Raw genomic sequence first — 16069 nt, forward strand, 5'->3', positions numbered from 1 at the left:
CCGCTATCGCAGGAGAAGCGCGAGGTGCCGTCGGGCATCACGCCCTGGCCCTGGGTGGACCGGATCGAGGTGCAGAGGTTGGTGCGGCGCGACAGGCAGCTTTTGCACTGCCGGCATTCGGGCGTGTAGAGCGGGATCACATGGTCGCCGGGCTTCAGCGTGGTCACGCCGGCGCCGACCTCGCGCACGATGCCCGCTCCCTCATGGCCCAGGATCGCCGGGAACTTGCCCTCGGAATCCAGTCCCGAGAGCGTGTAGGCGTCGGTATGGCAGATGCCGGTCGCCATCACCTCGACCAGGACCTCGCCGGCGCGGGGGCCGCCGATCTCGATGGTCTCGATGGTGAGCGGCTTGCCGGCCTCCCAGGCGACGGCTGCGCGGGTCTTCATGGGGCGGTTCCTTCCGATGCGGTGGTGACGTTCATTTGAGATAGGGCCGGATGGCGCGCATGATGCCGGCGATACGCTCGGCGCCATCTGCCGGCGGATCGGTGCGGCTGGCCTGTTCGGTCAGGGTGTCGCGCAGATGGCTTTCGAGCACCTCCGACATCAAACCGGTCGCGGCGCCACGCAGAGCCGAGAGTTGCTGCAGCAGCGCGCCGCAATCGTCACCGCGCTCGACGGCGAGGATCAGCGCATCGGCCTGCCCGCGGATACGCCTGAGCCGGGCGGTCGCTCGCTTCTTCTCGTCCGGTGTGTGCGGCATGCGGCCCCTGGGTACTGGGGTGGAGTATTATTCTCCGATCTAGTGTACCCGGGCGGAGATTGTCAACGCGATGCCGCCGGCCTCGTTCAGAAGCTCCAGGCGACGTCCATCTGGACGAGGTGGCGGCTGAAGTTGTTGAGGTCGAGCTTGCCGGGGTCGCCGCGCTCCTGGCCGTAGACCTGGACGTTGTAGGCGAGCGAGATCGCGAGTTGCTCCGTTGCCTGCCAGTAGACACCGGGCCCCATGAAGGTCGCGTGGCCCTCGCGCCGGCCCAGGCCGAGCGTGTTGTGCTGCCGCATATGGCGGACCTCGCCGCTCAGATAGATCCCGTCCATGACCTGCCAGGCGAGCGAGCCGCCGACACTGAAGGTCGAGCCTCGCTGATGCGGCGCGGGGCCAGTCCAGATCAGGTTGTGCGAGACATTGATCGCCCCGAACAACGTGTCCGGGATCAGGATCTTGTCGGCCATCAGCTTGAAGGTGGTGTTGTATGTCGAAAAGCGCCCGGCGGTCTGGCCCTCGTTGCGCTCGACGCCATTGTCGATGCCGAGCGTCAGCCCAAGCCCGTTTCGGCCATGGCTGAGCAGCCTGTACTTGACGTCGAGGCCGCCCCCATAGGCCTTGTCCTTGAGGCCCTGGCGCTCGATCTGCGAGCGTGTCGTGCCGCCCAGCACATAGGGAGCGACCTCAAGGCAGGGCAGCAGGCCATAGGAGCCTTGCAGCATGGCGCCGCGTCCCATCGAACGGCCGCGACGAACGCCCATGTCGCCATTCAGGGTCAGGCCGACGCTGCCGCCGCCGCGATCGGCGATGCCGGCGCCGTCGGTGAAGCCGAAGGCGTCGGTGGGCGCGTCGCCGTCGTCGTCGCAGGTGGCCATGACCGGCTTGGGCGAAGCCGGATCGGCGGCCACCGCGACGGACACCACCGCCACAAGAGAGAGTGCGCTTACCAAGGCGCGGAGCAGAAATATTGTTAGCTTTGCCAAGATCGTCCGCCCGCCATGCCTGTACGAAGCAGAGATGGCGAAGGCGGGCCTAATCCAGCGTAAATCAAGGCGTTGGAACGGTGATGATTCGCCGGAGCGCCGCACATTTCGGCCACAGCGGTTAATGAGCCGCGACCGCGCTCACCGGCTTTTTTCGTAGGGCCGTGCCGCGTCGCCGCGGCACAGCGACGTAGGGTCAGAAGCTGTAGGCGACCTTCACCTTGACCAGGTGCTGGCTGAAATTCGTCAGGTCGAGATTGCCGGGCTCGCCCTTGGCCTTGCCCGCAACCTGGATGTTGTAGGCCGCTGAGATCGCAAAAGCCTTCGTCGCCTGCCAATAGACGCCGGGGCCGGCAAAGGTCGCGTAGCCAGCCTGCTTGCTGAAGCCGAGCGTGTCATAGGCGCGCTGATGGCGGACCTCGGCGCTGAGATAGACGCCATCCAGCACCTGCCAGGCCAGCGAGCCGCCAACCGTGAAGGTCGAGGAGCGCTGATAGGGGTCGGGACCCGTCCAGGTCAGGTCCTGGGACAGGTTGAGCGCGGCGTAGAGCTTGCCCGGAACCAGCGTCTTGTCGGCGAAGAGGCGCAGGCCCGTATTATAGGTGGTGAAGCGGCCGGCGCCGTCGGGATCGGTGCGATTGACGCTGGGGTCGATCACTGCGGTCAGGCCGATGCCGTGCATGTCTCGGCCCAGGAGCTTGTACTTCATCTCGACGCCCGCGCCGATGCCGGTGGAATCGGCGCTGCCACCGCCGAGCGAAGCCTGCGTGGTGTTCCCCAGCAGATAGGGACCGACCTCAAGGCAGGGCAGCAGGCCGTAAGAGCCCTGAAGCTGCGCGCCATGGCTGTTCAGCCGTCCGGCGCGCGTGCCGAAGCTGCCGCCATAGGTCAGGCTGGCGCCGAAGGAGCCGGGATCTGCGACGTCGGAGCCGGTGGTGAAGCCGAAGGCATCGGTCGGGATGCCCTCGCTCTCGCTGCAGGCGGACAGGACGGGAGCCGCGACAGGAGCGCCCTTGCGCGACGGCAGGTCCGCTGCGAACGCGGTCGACAGGGCGCTGGAGGCGAGCAGAGCCAGAGCAAAGAGCTTCACGGGCATGGGACGGGTTCCGGGGGCGCTGATTCGGGAATGCGAGCTGTTCCGGGCAGAGCATGCACGAGCCGTACCGTGCTCGCGAGAGATCGGCTGCGAGGTATATTGTTATAAAGTTACATGTTGCCGCGCGGCAACATTTCCCAGTCAGGGGAGGGCGACAGTCCGCAGCCTCGCCAGCGCCAGCGGCGCGATCTCCTGCAGGCTGTCGATCGGTTTCCAGGCCGCTGCATGGACCTCCTCCAACTGCGCCACGAGCGGAAGAGCAGGGTCGGCCAGAAAGAGATATTGCAGGTCGTGATGGATATGCGCCGGCTCGTTGCGCGATGGCTTTCCGGGCACATCATGGCTGTCGATCGCGAAGGGCAGGTCGCTGCCCTTGTGCCAGGGATGCAGAGCCAGACCCTGGACGCCGGTCTCCTCGACGGCTTCGCGCGCGGCCGAGGCTTGGAAGGTCCCGGCCGGCTCGTAATGCCCGCCCGGCTGGAGCCAGCGCTTGATCACCACATGGTCGATCAGCAGGATCTGCTTGTGGTCGGGCGAGACGACGAAGGCGCTGGTGGTGAGATGGCCGGGCAGGGTGGAGCGGTCGTCGAGCCGGTCGTCCTGCGCCATCTGCCAGCGCAGCAGCGCAAGATGCTCGCGCGAGGAGGCGATGTCGGTCCGATAGCGGCTGACCGCCTCTTTGAGGCGCTCGCGAAACAGGAGGCCGGTCATCGCTGCGTCGCCAGACGATAGAGCTCGAAGCCGCCATTGCGCGGGCCGTCATAGCCGATCAGCACTTCGAGGTGCCGCTCGTCTTCAGCGAGCACGGTGATCGACTCGGCCTTGGCACCGCGCAGCGTATGGAGCGAACCGAGATTGCGCGGCGCTCCTGGCGCCTTGGGATCGACCAGCACGATTTCGAAGGGCAGATCCTGCTCCTGAGCCGGGCCGGTGAGTGCGAGCAGGCGACCGTCCCCAAGGGCTGCGAGATCGCGGATTCCGCGATCGGCCCCGATCTCGATCTCAACGACCTGCGGAGCAACCTTGGCGGGCTCGTGGCCGCCACCGAACAGGTCGGTCAGGCTGCCGCCGACCAGGAAGGCGCGCTGCCGCAGCGACGGCGCGCGCAAGCCCGCCCAGAGCGTGTCGCCGACAACCGCGATGCCCTCGAGGTTCAACCCGTTCTCCTGCATCAGCGCCTTGCCGAAGAAGGCAGCAACTGGGCCGGACTGGCGCAGCAGGTCACTGAGCCGGTAGGTCAACTCGACGCCGCCGGCCGGTTGTCCGGCCGCGTCGACTTTCAGTCGTGCGAGGTGGAAAGCGGACAGCCGGAACTCGCCCTTGTTACGCGAGCAGCCATGCGAGCCCGCGACATAGAACGCGCCATCGGCGTAGGTCACGGCCTCGCCATCGAGCTCGGCGAAGGCGCCGGCCTTGCGGCAGAGCCCGGTCGGCGCGCGCCCCAGCGTCTCCGGCGCTGCCGCGGAGCCCAGGATCGGCAGCGTCGCGCCGGGCGTGATCCGGTTTTCGGCAAGCTGCGCGAACTGGGCAAAGCCGCCCTCATCGTTGATCAGCAGGCAGCGCCGCGTCCCGCTCGGACCGGGCATGCAGGCGAGCCCGCTGACATCGGCGGCGACCTTGCCCTTGCGCCCGATGAAATTGCCGGAGCTGCCCAGTTGCGCCTGTGGGACAAGCGTTTCCGCGAGCGTCGGCATGGCGAAGAGCCATGAAGCTGCGAGCAGGCCGATGAACGTGAGCTGGCGCAAGAGCGTGGTGTCCGGATTTGCGAGGATGGAAGCCGGCAATTGAAGGCGCTGCGCTTGCGGCGTCGCGCCTTCCGTAGCCCTTATTGCAGCGTGTTCTTGTAGATGCGGCCGTCCTTCATGATGATCTTCATGGTCTTGTCGGGGTCGGCGACCAGGCTGATGTCGGCGATCGGATCGCCATCGATCAGCAGGAGATCGGCATAGGAGCCGGCCTCGATGACGCCGATCTTGCCGGGATAGGGGTTGCGCGGACCCGACATCGCCAGGAGCTCGGCATTGGTGCTGGTGGCCATGACGAGGATCTCGTCATTGGAATACCAGCGCGACATCGTGGCAAGGATCGCGCCCTGGTTCTTCGTCATCGCGGGAGCAAACAGGATGTCGGTGCCCCAGGCGGTCTTGAGCTTGTGTTTCTTGGCAAGCGCGTAGGCATTGTCGGTGCCGGCGTACATGGTGAGCTGCTTTGCCTGGCTCGCGGAGCCTTCCGGATAGGTGTTCGAAAACTGGTTGTTGAGGAAGGCCTGTGAGGAAAACCAGATGCCCTTGTCGGCCATGATCTTGGCCGTGTCCTCATCCATCAGCTGGCCATGGTCGATGCAGCGCACGCCGCCTCGGATCGCCGTCTGGATGGCGCGCGGCGTGTAGGCATGCACCGTGACATAGGTGCCCCAGTTCTCCGCCGCCTCGACGGCGGCGCGGAATTCGGCCTCGGTGTACTGGCTGACGTCGATCGGATCGTAATTGGAAGCCACGCCGCCGCCGGCCGCCAGCTTGATCTGGCTGGCACCCAGCATCAACTGCTCGCGGACACGCTTGAGGACCTGATCGGCGCCATCGGCGACCATGCCGGCGCCGAGGACCTCGGCGTGCGAGAGCGGCGCCGCGGGCTCTGCTGGCACCTCATAGGGCAGGCGAAAATCGCCATGGCCGGAGGTCTGCGAGATCATCGCGCCCGACGGCCAGATGCGGGGGCCCGGGTTGAGCCCGCTGTCGATGGCGCGCTTGAGGCCGAAGGACGGGCCTGCGAGGTCGCGGATGCTGGTGAAGCCGCGCAGCAAGGTCCTGTGCGCCTCTTCGGCTGCGGCGAGGTTGATGTAGCCGACATCGGCCGTCATCAGGTCCATCATCGACATCGCCGCCATCATCGAATGCCAGTGGGCGTCGATCAGCCCCGGCATCAGCGTACGGCCGCCGCAGTCGATGACCGTGACACCGGCGGCGACAGCACCGCCGACGGGCTCGATCGCCTTGATCTTGTTGCCCTCGACGATGACGCGGCGACCCTCGATCAACCGGCTCGATTTGCCGTCGAAGAGCTTGATGTTGGTGAAGGCCAGCGGCCCCTTTGGCGCCTCGGGGATGGCCGCGGCGCCATCGCCGGCACCCAGCGCAACCGCTCCGAGCGTCGCTGCCGCCCCGGTCAGAAAGGCGCGCCGCGAGAATTTTGCTTCGACCAGTGCGTTCAGCCTCAGAAAGGCCGGGCTGTGGCAGATGCAGGTGGCGGACTGGGCCTCGGCCTCATCGACTGGCGTGCAGGCAAACATCACATGGACCCTTCTGGAATGACCGGAGCCATTTCCGGGCGAGGGCGAGCAATGTCAATGCAAACGCCGCCCGGAGGCGGCGTTGCGTTAGCGCTTATGTCGTCAGGCTCAGCCAAGCTTGCCGTAGGCCGGCACGGTCAAAAAGTCCTCGAACTGCGGCGCGAGCGAGAGTTTCGAGAACAGTTCGATCGCCTCGGGGAAGCGGCCCTTGGTGTAATTCTCGGCGCCGACCTCGCTTTTCACACGCTCCATCTCCTCGGTGAGGCAGCGCTTGAACAGATCGGCCGTGACCTTCGTGCCGCCATCGACCTCGACGCCATAATTGACGAACTGCCAGATCTGGGCGCGGCTGATCTCGGCGGTCGCGGCGTCTTCCATCATGTTGTAGATCGGCACCGCGCCACGGCCCCGCAGCCAGGCCTCGAGATATTGCACGCCGACGCGGATGTTCTCGCGGAAGCCCTCCTCCGAGCGCGTGCCCTCATGGACCTCGAGCAGGTCCTTCGTGCCGACCTGCACATCCTCGCGCAGCTTGTCGAGCTGGTTGGGCCGCGGCATCAGGCGGTCGAAGACTTCCATGGCGACGGGGACGAGGTCGGGGTGGGCGACCCAGGTGCCGTCATGGCCGTCGCCGGCCTCGCGCTCCTTGTCGGCCTTGACCTTGGCGAACGCCGCGGCATTGGCCTCGGGGTTGTTCTTGACGGGGATCTGCGCGGCCATGCCGCCCATCGCGAAGGCCCCGCGCTTGTGGCAGGTCTTGATCAGCAGCAGCGAATAGGCGCGCAGGAACGCCTTGGTCATCACCACCTGCGAGCGGTCGGGCAGGACGTAAGCCGCGTTGCGGGCGAGCTTCTTGATGAAGGAGAAGATGTAGTCCCAGCGGCCGCAGTTGAGGCCGGCCATGTGGTCCCGGAGCTCGAACAGGATCTCGTCCATCTCGAAGGCGGCCGGCAGCGTCTCGATCAGCACTGTCGCCTTTATCGTGCCCTGCTTCAGGCCGAGCGCGTTCTGGGCTGCGACGAAGACGTCGTTCCAGAGCCGGGCCTCGAGATGGCTCTCGAGCTTCGGCAGGTAGAAATAGGGCCCGGAGCCCGCAGCCAGCGCGGCCTTGGCGTTGTGGAAGACATAGAGGCCGAAATCGACCAGGGAGCCGGAGGCTTCCTCGCCGTCGATCTCGATATGTCGCTCCGGCAGGTGCCAACCGCGCGGGCGGATGATCAGGACGGCCGGCTTGTCCTTGAGCTTGTAGGCCTTGCCGGTGGTGGCATCGGTGAAGTCGATCGCATTGGCCCAGCGATCCCTCAGGTTGATCTGGCCCTCGATCATGTTGGCCCAGACCGGCGAGGAAGCGTCTTCGAAATCGGCCATGAAGACCTTTGCGCCGCAGTTCAGCGCATTGATGATCATCTTGCGGTCGACGGGGCCGGTGATCTCGACGCGGCGGTCCCTGAGGTCGGCGGGAATCGGGGCGACCTTCCAGTCGCCCTCGCGGATATGCCGGGTCTCGGCCAGGAAATCGGGCGTCTCGCCGGCGTCGAAACGCTTCTGGCGCTCGGCGCGCAGGCTGAGCAGACGCTTGCGGGTCTCGTTGAAGCGGCGATGCAGGTCGGCGATGAAGCCGAGCGCGTCATGGGTCAGGATCGCATCGAAGCCGGGATTGATCGCACCCTTGACGACGACGCCCTTGGGCAGGTTGAGGCTGGTGGGCTGAGACATGGTCGGCTCCCGCATGACGTTGCGCTAATGTCAGCATCATCGGCCGTCTCGATCTTTGCCGAAACGTAGAAAAATGGCGGATCACCTTTCACGTTTTTGCATCAATGTCTCGTGGACATCGAGCAGTTCGACAAGTCACTTTCGGTACAATTTTAGCGAAAAAATCGGTAAAATAATCGCAATAGTTGTACTTACGCTAATTTGTTCACTTCGACCCGGGGATAGGGCCGAGTTCCGACAGTCGATTTTATAGATTCGTAAGTTCCCAAGTCCAAGGCTGCACTGGAGAACGCTGACGTTGCGTTACGAGGTGTCCAGCGATGGTTTCGTTCAAGGGTAGCAGGGGCAAGGCGGGTGCGCTGCTGCGCAGGTTCGGCCGCGACCGCTCCGGCAATGTGATGATGTTCTTCGGCCTGGGCCTGATCCCGATCCTCGGCCTGGCCGGGGCCGTGCTCGATTATTCCCGCGCTACCACAGTGCGCGCCCAGCTCAATGCGGCTGTGGATTCGGCTGCGCTGATGGCGGCGCGCGATGCGACCAAGCTCACGGACGCCCAGTTGAGGGAGCGCATCAATGGCTGGATCAAGGCCACGCTGAGCCCCGACGAGGCCGCCAAGTTCACAGGCGCGACGATCGGCATCGACCGTACGGCGCGCACCGTGACCATCGCCGCCAAGGTACCTGTCGAGAAAACCCTGTTTCGCGTGATAAACGGCGACGACATGCGCGTCTCCAGCAACAGCGAGTCGACCTGGGGAACGAGCAAGATCGAACTCGCGCTGGTTCTGGACAATACCGGTTCGATGTCGAGCTCGGGCAAGATGACGGCCCTGAAGGCCGCGTCCAAGGATCTGATCAAGATCATGAAGGACGCTACGACGGAAACCGGCCAGATCAAGATCGCGATCATTCCCTTCGCCACTCAGGTGCGGCTCGAGCCGGCGACCTACAAGGATGTGAACTGGCTGCGGTGGAACATGCAGCGCTCCTACAGCTGCTACAACAGCCAGGGAAAGCTGACGACCTGCTATGAGACCATCACCAAGGCGGCCTGGCGCGGTTGCGTCGCCGACCGGGACAAGAACAACGACGCATCCGACACCGGGCCCAATTCAGGCGTGAGCGCGACGCTCTATCCCGCGGATTTCTGCCGCTACGGCGAACTGGCCACGATCCGTCCGCTCACCGACAATTGGACGGCACTGAACAGCACGGTCGATGCGATGGTTGCCTCGGGCAATACGAACGTGACCATCGGCGCAGCCTGGGGGCAGGCGGCCGTATCCCAGCAGGATCCGCTGCCGGAAGCCCAGTCTGCAACGACACCGCGGCTGCAGAAATTCATGATCCTGCTCACCGACGGCGATAACACGGAAAACCGCTTCGGAGACTCCGCAACCAACATCGACAAGCGGACGGAAGCGGCTTGCGCCAGCGCGAAGGCGGCCGGCATCAAGGTCTACACGATCCGCGTCATCGACGGTAACGCGACGCTGCTGAAGAACTGCGCGACCGACCCGACCATGTATTACGACGTGAAGAATGCCTCGGAGCTCAGCCCGGTGTTCAACCAGATCGCCCGAGAAATCAGCGCGGTGCGCCTGACGCAGTGAGATCTCGCGGGGGATGGGCCGCGACAGGCCTATCCCTTCAGAGCACCGAAGCGCTCCAGGAATGCCGCCTGCGCGGCCTCCGTATCGAGCGGTTCGAGCCAGTCCGTGACCGATTGCGGCAGCGCGACCGGCCGGCCGAAGAAGCGCAAGGCCTCGTCGCGGGCAAAACCAGCCAGCTGCGTGGCCTCGAGAAACGCCGCGATCATGTCGGCCTGCTTGATCTGACGCTTGAGCAGCGCCGGCGTTGCGGCCGGTAGCGCGAAGCGCAGGTGGATTGCGGCGAGCAGCCGCGCCTCTACGCTCTTGTAGGCATCGCCCATCACCGCCTTGAACGGCGAGATCATGTCGCCGATGACGTATTCGGGCGCATCGTGCAGCAGCGCCAGTAATCGCGTCGAGGACGGCCAGTCCGGGTTGAGATGACCAGCGATCGCCTCAACCAGCAGCGAATGCTGCGCCACTGAAAACGAGTGCACGCCGCGCGTCTGGCCGTTCCAGCGAGCGACGCGAGCCAGGCCATGGGCGATGTCCTCGATCTCGACGTCGAGCGGCGAGGGGTCGAGCAGGTCGAGCCGGCGGCCCGACAGCATGCGCTGCCAGGCGCGGGGAGGGGCGGGTGAGCGCGCCATGTCAGCGCTTCGTCATTGCGAGCGCAGCGAAGCAATCCAGAGTCGGCGCGCAATCCCGGATTGCTTCGTCATCGGTGCCTTCTCGCAATGACGATGGGAGCTTGATCATGCGGATACACGCGTGTCGCGCGCCAGTTCCGCGCATTCCTGCCGGCGGAAACAGCCTGTGAGGTGGTCATTGACCAACCCACAGGCCTCCATGAATGCGTAGACGATGGTAGGGCCGCAAAAGGTGAAGCCTGCGGCCTTCAGGTCCTTGGCCATTGCTTCGGAGACTTTTGTCTGCGTCGGCACCTGCTCCTGGGTCAGGAAGGCGTTCTGCGTGACGCGACCATCGAGGTGCTTCCAGAGGAAATCGGCGAAGGGCTGGCGCTCGCTGATCGCGAGATAGGCGCGCGCGCTTTTGATCGTGCCCTCGATCTTTCCGCGATGGCGGATGATGCCGGCGTCGGCCAGGAGTCGCTGCACATCGGCTTCGGTGAAGCGGGCGATGGCCTCAGGCTCGAAATCCGCGAACCCGGCGCGAAATGCATTGCGCTTGCGCAGGATCGTGATCCAGGACAGCCCGGCCTGAAACCCGTCCAGGATAAGCTTTTCGAACAGCGCGCGTGAATCATACTCCGGCACGCCCCATTCAGTGTCGTGATAGGCGAGGTAGAGCGGGTCGACCCCAGGCCAGACGCAGCGGAATTTTCCGTCCGGTCCTTCGACAGCTTCGCGTCCGCTCATGCTGCGGCTCCAAATCCGGCCTCGCCGGGAAAGGGGAATCGGATGAATTCGGGTTTCTCCAGCGTGAAGGCGAGCCCGCCGCCAAGAAGTGGCGTGCCTTCGGCCAGCGCGTCGGCGACCCGGTCGAGACGCAGCATCGCCAGCGCCTTGCCGTTTGCGCCGCTGCCGATGCGGCCCAGCGTCTTGGCGCCGGCCAGCGCCTCGGAGCCGCCTTCCGCGACAATGCCGTCGCTGAAGCGGACGGGTACGACCCGGGTACGCGCCGTGCCGCGATGCTGCATGCGCGAGACGACCTCCTGGCCGATATAGCAGCCCTTCTTGAACGAGACCCCGCCGATCTGGTCGAGCAGCGCCTCATGCGGGAAGGTGTCGCCATAGGCGAAGTCGCGGCCGCCATCGGGGATGCCGAGCCCGATGCGGTGGGCGTGGTAGGCGTCCATCTCCGCTCTCGCGATCTCATCGACACCGTCGCGATCGACGATGGTGCGCTGGCCCATAACTGGCAGGCGCGGGTCGGTATAGACGACCCCGGCTTCGGGCGGCAGGCTGCCGCCATCTGTGGATGCGATCACGGTGCTCGCTTCCGAAAGGTCGTCGAGCGTCACCTTGGCGCGCAGCTTGTAGAGCTTCAGGCGTTTCATCAGGTCCGGCGTCTGGATCAGGGGCGTATCGATCAGGAAGCCGCCGCCATGCTCCTCCGACAGCGCGACGACGAAGAAATCGCAGATGATCTTGCCCTGCGGTGTCAGCAGCGCGCCATAGCCGGCGTGACCGGGTGTGACGGAGTCCATCTCGTTGGTGACGATGTTCTGCAGGAAGTCGCGTGCATCGGCACCGCTGACGCGAATGACGCCGCGATCGATCAGTCGAGTGGCAGGCATGGCTTTTCCAAATCTCCGCGGCGTCATCACGTCATTGCGAGCCGCGCAAGCGACGAAGCAATCCAGGGGCAGCGCGCGACGCAGGCCTGGATTGCTTCGCTGACGCTCGCAATGACGGTTGGCGCTTGCAAACTAGGTCGTGGCCGATAGTTAGGCGCTCTCAGCCCAAGGCTCAACCTGCCCGGAGACCGGCACCATGACGCAAACCTACGATGTCATCCTGAAGGGCGGCACGGTCGTGAACCATGACGGCCGCGTCGAGCGCGACCTGGGCATCACCGGCGGCAAGATTGTGGCGCTGGGTGATCTCTCGCGGGCCTCGGCCGGCGAGGTCGTGGACTGCCGGGGCCTGCACATCCTGCCGGGCGTCATCGACAGCCAGGTCCATTTCCGTGAGCCCGGCCTCGACCACAAGGAAGACCTGGAAACCGGCTCGCGCGCTGCTGTGCTGGGCGGCGTGACCACCGTCTTCGAGATGCCCAATACGATCCCGCAGACCACCGATCCAGCCGCGCTTGCCGACAAGATCCGCCGGGGCCGCCATCGCATGCATTGCGACTTCGCCTTCTGGGTTGGCGGCACGCATGAGAACGTCAAGGACGTGCCCGATCTGGAGCGCCTGCCCGGCGCCGCCGGCATCAAGGTGTTCATGGGCTCGTCGACCGGTGACCTCCTCGTCGAGGACGACAAGGGCGTGGCGGAAATCCTCAAGCGCACGCGCCGGCGCGCGGCCTTCCATTCCGAGGACGAGGGCATGCTGCGCGAGCGCATGGGGCTGCGCATCGAGGGCGACCCGTCGAGCCATCCCGTCTGGCGTTCGCCGGAGGTCGCGCTGACCTGCACGAAGCGTCTCGTGCGGATCGCGCGCGAGACCGGCGCGCGGGTGCACATCCTGCACATCTCGACCGGCGACGAGATGGAGTTCCTCAGGGACCACAAGGATGTCGCGACCGTCGAGGTGCTGCCCAACCACCTCACGCTGGTGGCGCCCGACTGCTATGAGCGGCTCGGAAACTACGCCCAGATGAACCCGCCGATCCGTGACGACAGCCACCGCCAGAAAATCTGGTGGGGCGTCGAGCAGGGCATCGTGGACGTGCTCGGTTCCGACCACGCGCCCCACACCCACGAGGAAAAGCACCACGCCTATCCCGCCAGCCATTCCGGCATGCCGGGTGTGCAGACGCTGGTTCCGATCATGCTCGATCACGTCAATGCTGGCCGGTTGACGCTGGAGCGCTTCGTCGACCTGTCGAGCCATGGGCCGCAGCGCATCTTCGGGATGGAGGGCAAGGGCAGGATCGCAGCGGGCTACGATGCCGACCTGACCATCGTAGACCTGAAGCGCCGCGAGACCATCACCAATGCCTGGGGCGCCTCGAAATGCGGCTGGACGCCCTATGACGGCGTCACCGTCACGGGCTGGCCGGTGGGCACCTATGTACGCGGCCGCAAGGTGATGTGGGAAGCCGAGATCACCACGCCGTCGCAAGGCGAGCCGGCCCGCTTCCTCGAGGCGCTGCCGCGCGGCGCCTGACGCACGATCGGTTCATACTGTCGAATTCCTGTTACGGGCCGCGAAGATTTTCGTGGCCCGTTTCGATTCCGCATGGCTCCTTTCGTCAACGGGGATCCGGCTCGGCCGAGTGCCGGAAAAAAATCCGACCGCCTGTCGATTCCTCTGTCTCTCGATCGACGTGGTTTCAGAGAGCGGGTTTGGACGGCGGCGATGTCGCTGCCGGGCCCGCCTCCCGAAGCTGGAAAACCAGGGAGCGTTTGCGATGCGCGTGATGGTTCTGATCAAGGCCAACGAAGACAGCGAAGCCGGCATCATGCCGAGCGAAGAGCTTCTCACCCGGATGGGCGCCTATAACGAGGAGCTCGTGAAGGCCGGCGTCATGCTGGCCGGCGAAGGGCTTCATCCCAGCAGGAAAGGCCTGCGCATGCGGTTCTCGGGGGCCGAGCGCGTGATCACCGACGGCCCCTTCGCGGAGAGCAAGGAACTGATCTGCGGCTTCTGGCTCTGGCAGGTCAAATCCCTCGACGAGGCCGTCGCATGGCTCAAGCGAGCGCCGTTCGATGGCGGTACCGAGATTGAGTTGCGGCCCGTCTTCGAAATGGAGGATTTTGGCGAGGCGCTGACGCCCGAGCTGCGCGAGCAGGAGGACCGGCTGCGCGCCGGGATCCAGCAGACGCAATGATCACCACACCAACATCCCAGCCGTCCAAAAGAGGAGAAGACCGATGCGTTTCATGGTGATGGTCAAGGCGACGAGCGACAGCGAGGCCGGCGCGCAGCCGACCCGCGAGCTGCTCGAGGCGATGATGGCCTATAACGAGGAGCTGGTGAAAGCCGGCGTGATGAAGGGTGGCGATGGCCTGCAGCCCAGCGTGAAGGGCGCGCGCGTCCAGTTCGACGGCACCAAGCGTACCATCGTCGACGGCCCTTTCGCCGAGACAAAGGAACTCGTGGCCGGCTTTTGGCTGTGGGAATGCAACTCTCTCGACGAGGCGATCGCCTGGGTCAAGCGCTGCCCCAACCCGATGCCCGGCCCCTCGGAGATCGAGATCCGCTCGGTCGTCGATCTCGCTGATTTCGGCGAGATCGTAACGCCGGAAACCGCGGCTGCCTGGGAGCGCCTGAAGCAGGAGGCCGCCGGCCAGGGCTGACCGATCCACGACGCGCCAGGCTCGATCCGCTTGCCTGGCGGCGCCGTCGCGGCGAGTATCGCGACCCATGTCGGCGAGCGATACTTTTCGTGCCATCGAGGCCGTCTGGCGCATCGAGGCCGCCCGGCTGATCGCCGGGCTGGCACGCGTCACGCGGGATATCGGGTTGGCGGAGGAGCTGGCGCAGGACGCCTTGGAAGCGGCCCTGAAGCAGTGGCCGGACGAGGGCGTGCCGCGCAATCCCGGTGCCTGGCTGATGCAGGTGGCCAAGCATCGCGGGCTCGACGCCCTGCGCCGCCAGAAGCTGCTGGCGCGCAAGCATGAGGAAATCGGCCACGAACTCGAGACGGAGGGGCTTGCCGCGCCCGATCTCGACTCAGCCCTCGACGACGAGGTCGGCGACGATCTGTTGCGATTGATCTTCACCGCGTGCCACCCGGTGCTCTCGACCGAGGCACGCCTGGCGCTGACACTGCGATTGCTGGGCGGTCTGACGACGGAGGAGATCGCCCGCGCCTTCCTCGTGCCGGAGCCGACCATGGCGCAGCGGCTGGTGCGCGCCAAGAAGACGCTTTCGGACGCGACTGTGCCCTTCGAGGTGCCCCATGGCGCGGAACTGGCGGCTCGGCTCGCCTCCGTGCTGGAGGTCGTCTACCTCATCTTCAACGAAGGCTATTCCGCCACGGCCGGGCAGGACTGGGTCCGGCCGGCGCTGTGCGAGGAGGCCATGCGGCTCGGTCGCATCCTGGCCGCCCGGGCGCCGCTCGAGCCCGAGGTCCACGGGCTGCTCGCGCTGATGGAGCTGCAAGCCTCGCGGTTGCGGGCGCGAACGGGGCCGAAGGGCGAGCCGATCCTCCTGCTGAACCAGGACCGCGGACGCTGGGACCATCTCCTGATCCGGCGCGGTCTCGCCGGGCTGGCGCGGGCGAGGGCGCTCTCGCAGGGCCCGGGGCCCTATGTGCTGCAAGCGGAACTGGCGGCCTGTCATGCTCGCGCCGACGGCCGACGCAACCGACTGGAGCCGGATCGCCGCGCTCTACGCGCAACTCGGCGCAATCTCGCCGTCGCCCGTGATCGAGCTGAATCGGGCCGTGGCGGTGTCGATGGCGCAGGGGCCGGCCGCGGGGCTGGCTCTCGTCGAGTCCCTGGCGGAAGAGCCTGCGCTGAGGCGCTACCACCTGCTGCCGAGCGTGCGTGGCGATCTGCTGGCGAAGCTGGGGCGTCACGCCGAGGCGGCGGAGGCCTTCGAGCACGCGGTGGCGCTGACGAAAAATGACCGCGAGCGCGAGATGATGCAGGCGCGCGCGACCGACGAGCGCGCGGCCGCCGAAGCTAGAGACTAGTGCCGGGTGCCGCTGGTGAAGGCGCCGCCGCGCAGCTTGTCCGGCAGCGCTTCGGCGAAGACCGCAGTGGCTTCCTCGCCATAGGTCTCGACCAACTGGCGGAAGGCTGCGAAGAGCGCCGCATGGGCCAACGCGTCGCTGTCGAGCCCGTCCTGCTGCGCCTCGGTGAAGGCGTCCTCTACGTAGCCGTAAGCGACACGCCTGGCATCGCCGTGGTCGTCGGCGAACATGGCGTCATGCGGCAGATCGTCGGGGAAGATCGACATGAGGGGCGGGACTCTGCGTTTGATTTCTGATTCTGGCACAGTGCTGCGTCGAAGCGGTACGAATCTACTGTGTAGCCGAACCACTAACGCCCCTATTTCATACAAAGGCTTTCTGCCGCGCGCTACGACGGTCTTTAAGAAAGGTT

The 16069-nt window shown here is 65.7% G+C and carries 16 protein-coding genes and 1 pseudogene; 5 read left to right on the plus strand and 12 right to left on the minus strand.

Annotation, left to right across the window (positions count from 1 at the left end; translation table 11 throughout):
- The 8 genes from AC1D2L_RS24465 to aceB all read right to left on the minus strand — a co-directional run.
- Window positions 1–389 (minus strand): alcohol dehydrogenase catalytic domain-containing protein (locus AC1D2L_RS24465; protein WP_476848511.1); only part of this gene is annotated, 389 nt, incomplete at its 3' end.
- 31 nt (window positions 390–420) lie between these two features.
- Window positions 421–705, minus strand: coding sequence for a metal/formaldehyde-sensitive transcriptional repressor (locus AC1D2L_RS24470; protein ID WP_476848512.1), 285 nt, complete (start codon window positions 703–705; stop codon window positions 421–423).
- A gap of 86 nt (window positions 706–791) precedes the next feature.
- Window positions 792–1628: a hypothetical protein gene (locus AC1D2L_RS24475; protein ID WP_476848513.1), complete on the minus strand. Its 837-nt coding sequence runs from the start codon at window positions 1626–1628 to the stop codon at window positions 792–794.
- A gap of 259 nt (window positions 1629–1887) precedes the next feature.
- A complete protein-coding gene (locus AC1D2L_RS24480; RefSeq protein WP_476848514.1) occupies window positions 1888–2787 on the minus strand; it encodes a hypothetical protein in 900 nt (299 codons plus the stop codon).
- Window positions 2788–2928: 141 nt separating this feature from the next.
- Window positions 2929–3498, minus strand: a complete 570-nt coding sequence (locus tag AC1D2L_RS24485) for an NUDIX hydrolase (RefSeq protein WP_476848515.1) — start codon at window positions 3496–3498, stop codon at window positions 2929–2931.
- Entirely contained in the window at window positions 3495–4532 is a 1038-nt protein-coding gene (locus AC1D2L_RS24490) for a DUF3616 domain-containing protein (protein ID WP_476848516.1), read from the minus strand. Before AC1D2L_RS24490 ends, AC1D2L_RS24485 begins: the two co-directional genes overlap by 4 nt.
- An 80-nt stretch (window positions 4533–4612) precedes the next feature.
- On the minus strand, window positions 4613–6076 hold the full coding sequence (locus AC1D2L_RS24495; RefSeq protein ID WP_476848554.1) for a metal-dependent hydrolase family protein: 1464 nt from the start codon (window positions 6074–6076) through the stop codon (window positions 4613–4615).
- Window positions 6077–6184: 108 nt separating this feature from the next.
- A complete protein-coding gene (aceB, locus tag AC1D2L_RS24500) occupies window positions 6185–7792 on the minus strand; it encodes a malate synthase A (RefSeq protein WP_476848517.1) in 1608 nt (535 codons plus the stop codon).
- Window positions 7793–8112: 320 nt separating this feature from the next.
- On the opposite strand from aceB, the gene AC1D2L_RS24505 reads away from it, so the two are divergent.
- A complete protein-coding gene (locus AC1D2L_RS24505; RefSeq protein ID WP_476848518.1) occupies window positions 8113–9405 on the plus strand; it encodes a TadE/TadG family type IV pilus assembly protein in 1293 nt (430 codons plus the stop codon).
- Window positions 9406–9434: 29 nt separating this feature from the next.
- Here AC1D2L_RS24505 and AC1D2L_RS24510 read toward each other — a convergent pair whose 3' ends face one another.
- The 3 genes from AC1D2L_RS24510 to ygfZ all read right to left on the minus strand — a co-directional run bounded on the left by AC1D2L_RS24510 (window position 9435) and on the right by ygfZ (window position 11644).
- On the minus strand, window positions 9435–10034 hold the full coding sequence (locus AC1D2L_RS24510) for a YfbR-like 5'-deoxynucleotidase (protein ID WP_476848519.1): 600 nt from the start codon (window positions 10032–10034) through the stop codon (window positions 9435–9437).
- A 105-nt stretch (window positions 10035–10139) separates the two neighbouring features.
- Window positions 10140–10763, minus strand: a complete 624-nt coding sequence (locus AC1D2L_RS24515; protein ID WP_476848520.1) for a DNA-3-methyladenine glycosylase I — start codon at window positions 10761–10763, stop codon at window positions 10140–10142.
- Window positions 10760–11644 carry a CAF17-like 4Fe-4S cluster assembly/insertion protein YgfZ gene (gene ygfZ / locus AC1D2L_RS24520; protein ID WP_476848521.1) on the minus strand — a complete coding sequence of 295 codons (885 nt, stop codon included), beginning with the start codon at window positions 11642–11644 and terminating at the stop codon, window positions 10760–10762. Before ygfZ ends, AC1D2L_RS24515 begins: the two co-directional genes overlap by 4 nt.
- A gap of 196 nt (window positions 11645–11840) precedes the next feature.
- Between ygfZ and AC1D2L_RS24525 the strand changes: the two genes are divergently transcribed.
- The 4 genes and pseudogenes from AC1D2L_RS24525 (at window position 11841) to AC1D2L_RS24540 (ending at window position 15657) form a co-directional block, all read left to right on the plus strand.
- Window positions 11841–13181 carry a dihydroorotase gene (locus AC1D2L_RS24525; protein WP_476848522.1) on the plus strand — a complete coding sequence of 447 codons (1341 nt, stop codon included), beginning with the start codon at window positions 11841–11843 and terminating at the stop codon, window positions 13179–13181.
- A gap of 244 nt (window positions 13182–13425) precedes the next feature.
- On the plus strand, window positions 13426–13845 hold the full coding sequence (locus AC1D2L_RS24530; RefSeq protein ID WP_476848523.1) for a YciI family protein: 420 nt from the start codon (window positions 13426–13428) through the stop codon (window positions 13843–13845).
- Window positions 13846–13888: 43 nt separating this feature from the next.
- Entirely contained in the window at window positions 13889–14314 is a 426-nt protein-coding gene (locus tag AC1D2L_RS24535) for a YciI family protein (RefSeq protein WP_476848524.1), read from the plus strand.
- Between the two features lie 67 nt (window positions 14315–14381).
- Window positions 14382–15657, plus strand: a pseudogene (locus AC1D2L_RS24540) (RNA polymerase sigma factor).
- Here AC1D2L_RS24540 and AC1D2L_RS24545 read toward each other — a convergent pair.
- On the minus strand, window positions 15654–15923 hold the full coding sequence (locus tag AC1D2L_RS24545) for a hypothetical protein (RefSeq protein ID WP_476848525.1): 270 nt from the start codon (window positions 15921–15923) through the stop codon (window positions 15654–15656). The pseudogene AC1D2L_RS24540 and the gene AC1D2L_RS24545 overlap by 4 nt on opposite strands.
- Between the last annotated feature and the right edge of the window lie 146 nt (window positions 15924–16069).

This window comes from Allobosea sp. P1_B10, from assembly GCF_056406735.1.

What these genes read in the sequence shown, in the direction of transcription:
- AC1D2L_RS24545 (WP_476848525.1), bottom strand. Translation starts at nt 15,923, where the DNA reads ATGTCGATCTTCCCCGACGATCTGCCGCATGACGCCATGTTCGCCGAC.
- AC1D2L_RS24530 (WP_476848523.1), top strand. Translation starts at nt 13,426, where the DNA reads ATGCGCGTGATGGTTCTGATCAAGGCCAACGAAGACAGCGAAGCCGGC.
- AC1D2L_RS24535 (WP_476848524.1), top strand. Translation starts at nt 13,889, where the DNA reads ATGCGTTTCATGGTGATGGTCAAGGCGACGAGCGACAGCGAGGCCGGC.
- AC1D2L_RS24515 (WP_476848520.1), bottom strand. Translation starts at nt 10,763, where the DNA reads ATGAGCGGACGCGAAGCTGTCGAAGGACCGGACGGAAAATTCCGCTGC.
- AC1D2L_RS24510 (WP_476848519.1), bottom strand. Translation starts at nt 10,034, where the DNA reads ATGGCGCGCTCACCCGCCCCTCCCCGCGCCTGGCAGCGCATGCTGTCG.
- AC1D2L_RS24470 (WP_476848512.1), bottom strand. Translation starts at nt 705, where the DNA reads ATGCCGCACACACCGGACGAGAAGAAGCGAGCGACCGCCCGGCTCAGG.
- AC1D2L_RS24485 (WP_476848515.1), bottom strand. Translation starts at nt 3,498, where the DNA reads ATGACCGGCCTCCTGTTTCGCGAGCGCCTCAAAGAGGCGGTCAGCCGC.
- AC1D2L_RS24505 (WP_476848518.1), top strand. Translation starts at nt 8,113, where the DNA reads ATGGTTTCGTTCAAGGGTAGCAGGGGCAAGGCGGGTGCGCTGCTGCGC.
- AC1D2L_RS24495 (WP_476848554.1), bottom strand. Translation starts at nt 6,076, where the DNA reads ATGTTTGCCTGCACGCCAGTCGATGAGGCCGAGGCCCAGTCCGCCACC.
- ygfZ (WP_476848521.1), bottom strand. Translation starts at nt 11,644, where the DNA reads ATGCCTGCCACTCGACTGATCGATCGCGGCGTCATTCGCGTCAGCGGT.
- aceB (WP_476848517.1), bottom strand. Translation starts at nt 7,792, where the DNA reads ATGTCTCAGCCCACCAGCCTCAACCTGCCCAAGGGCGTCGTCGTCAAG.
- AC1D2L_RS24480 (WP_476848514.1), bottom strand. Translation starts at nt 2,787, where the DNA reads ATGCCCGTGAAGCTCTTTGCTCTGGCTCTGCTCGCCTCCAGCGCCCTG.
- AC1D2L_RS24525 (WP_476848522.1), top strand. Translation starts at nt 11,841, where the DNA reads ATGACGCAAACCTACGATGTCATCCTGAAGGGCGGCACGGTCGTGAAC.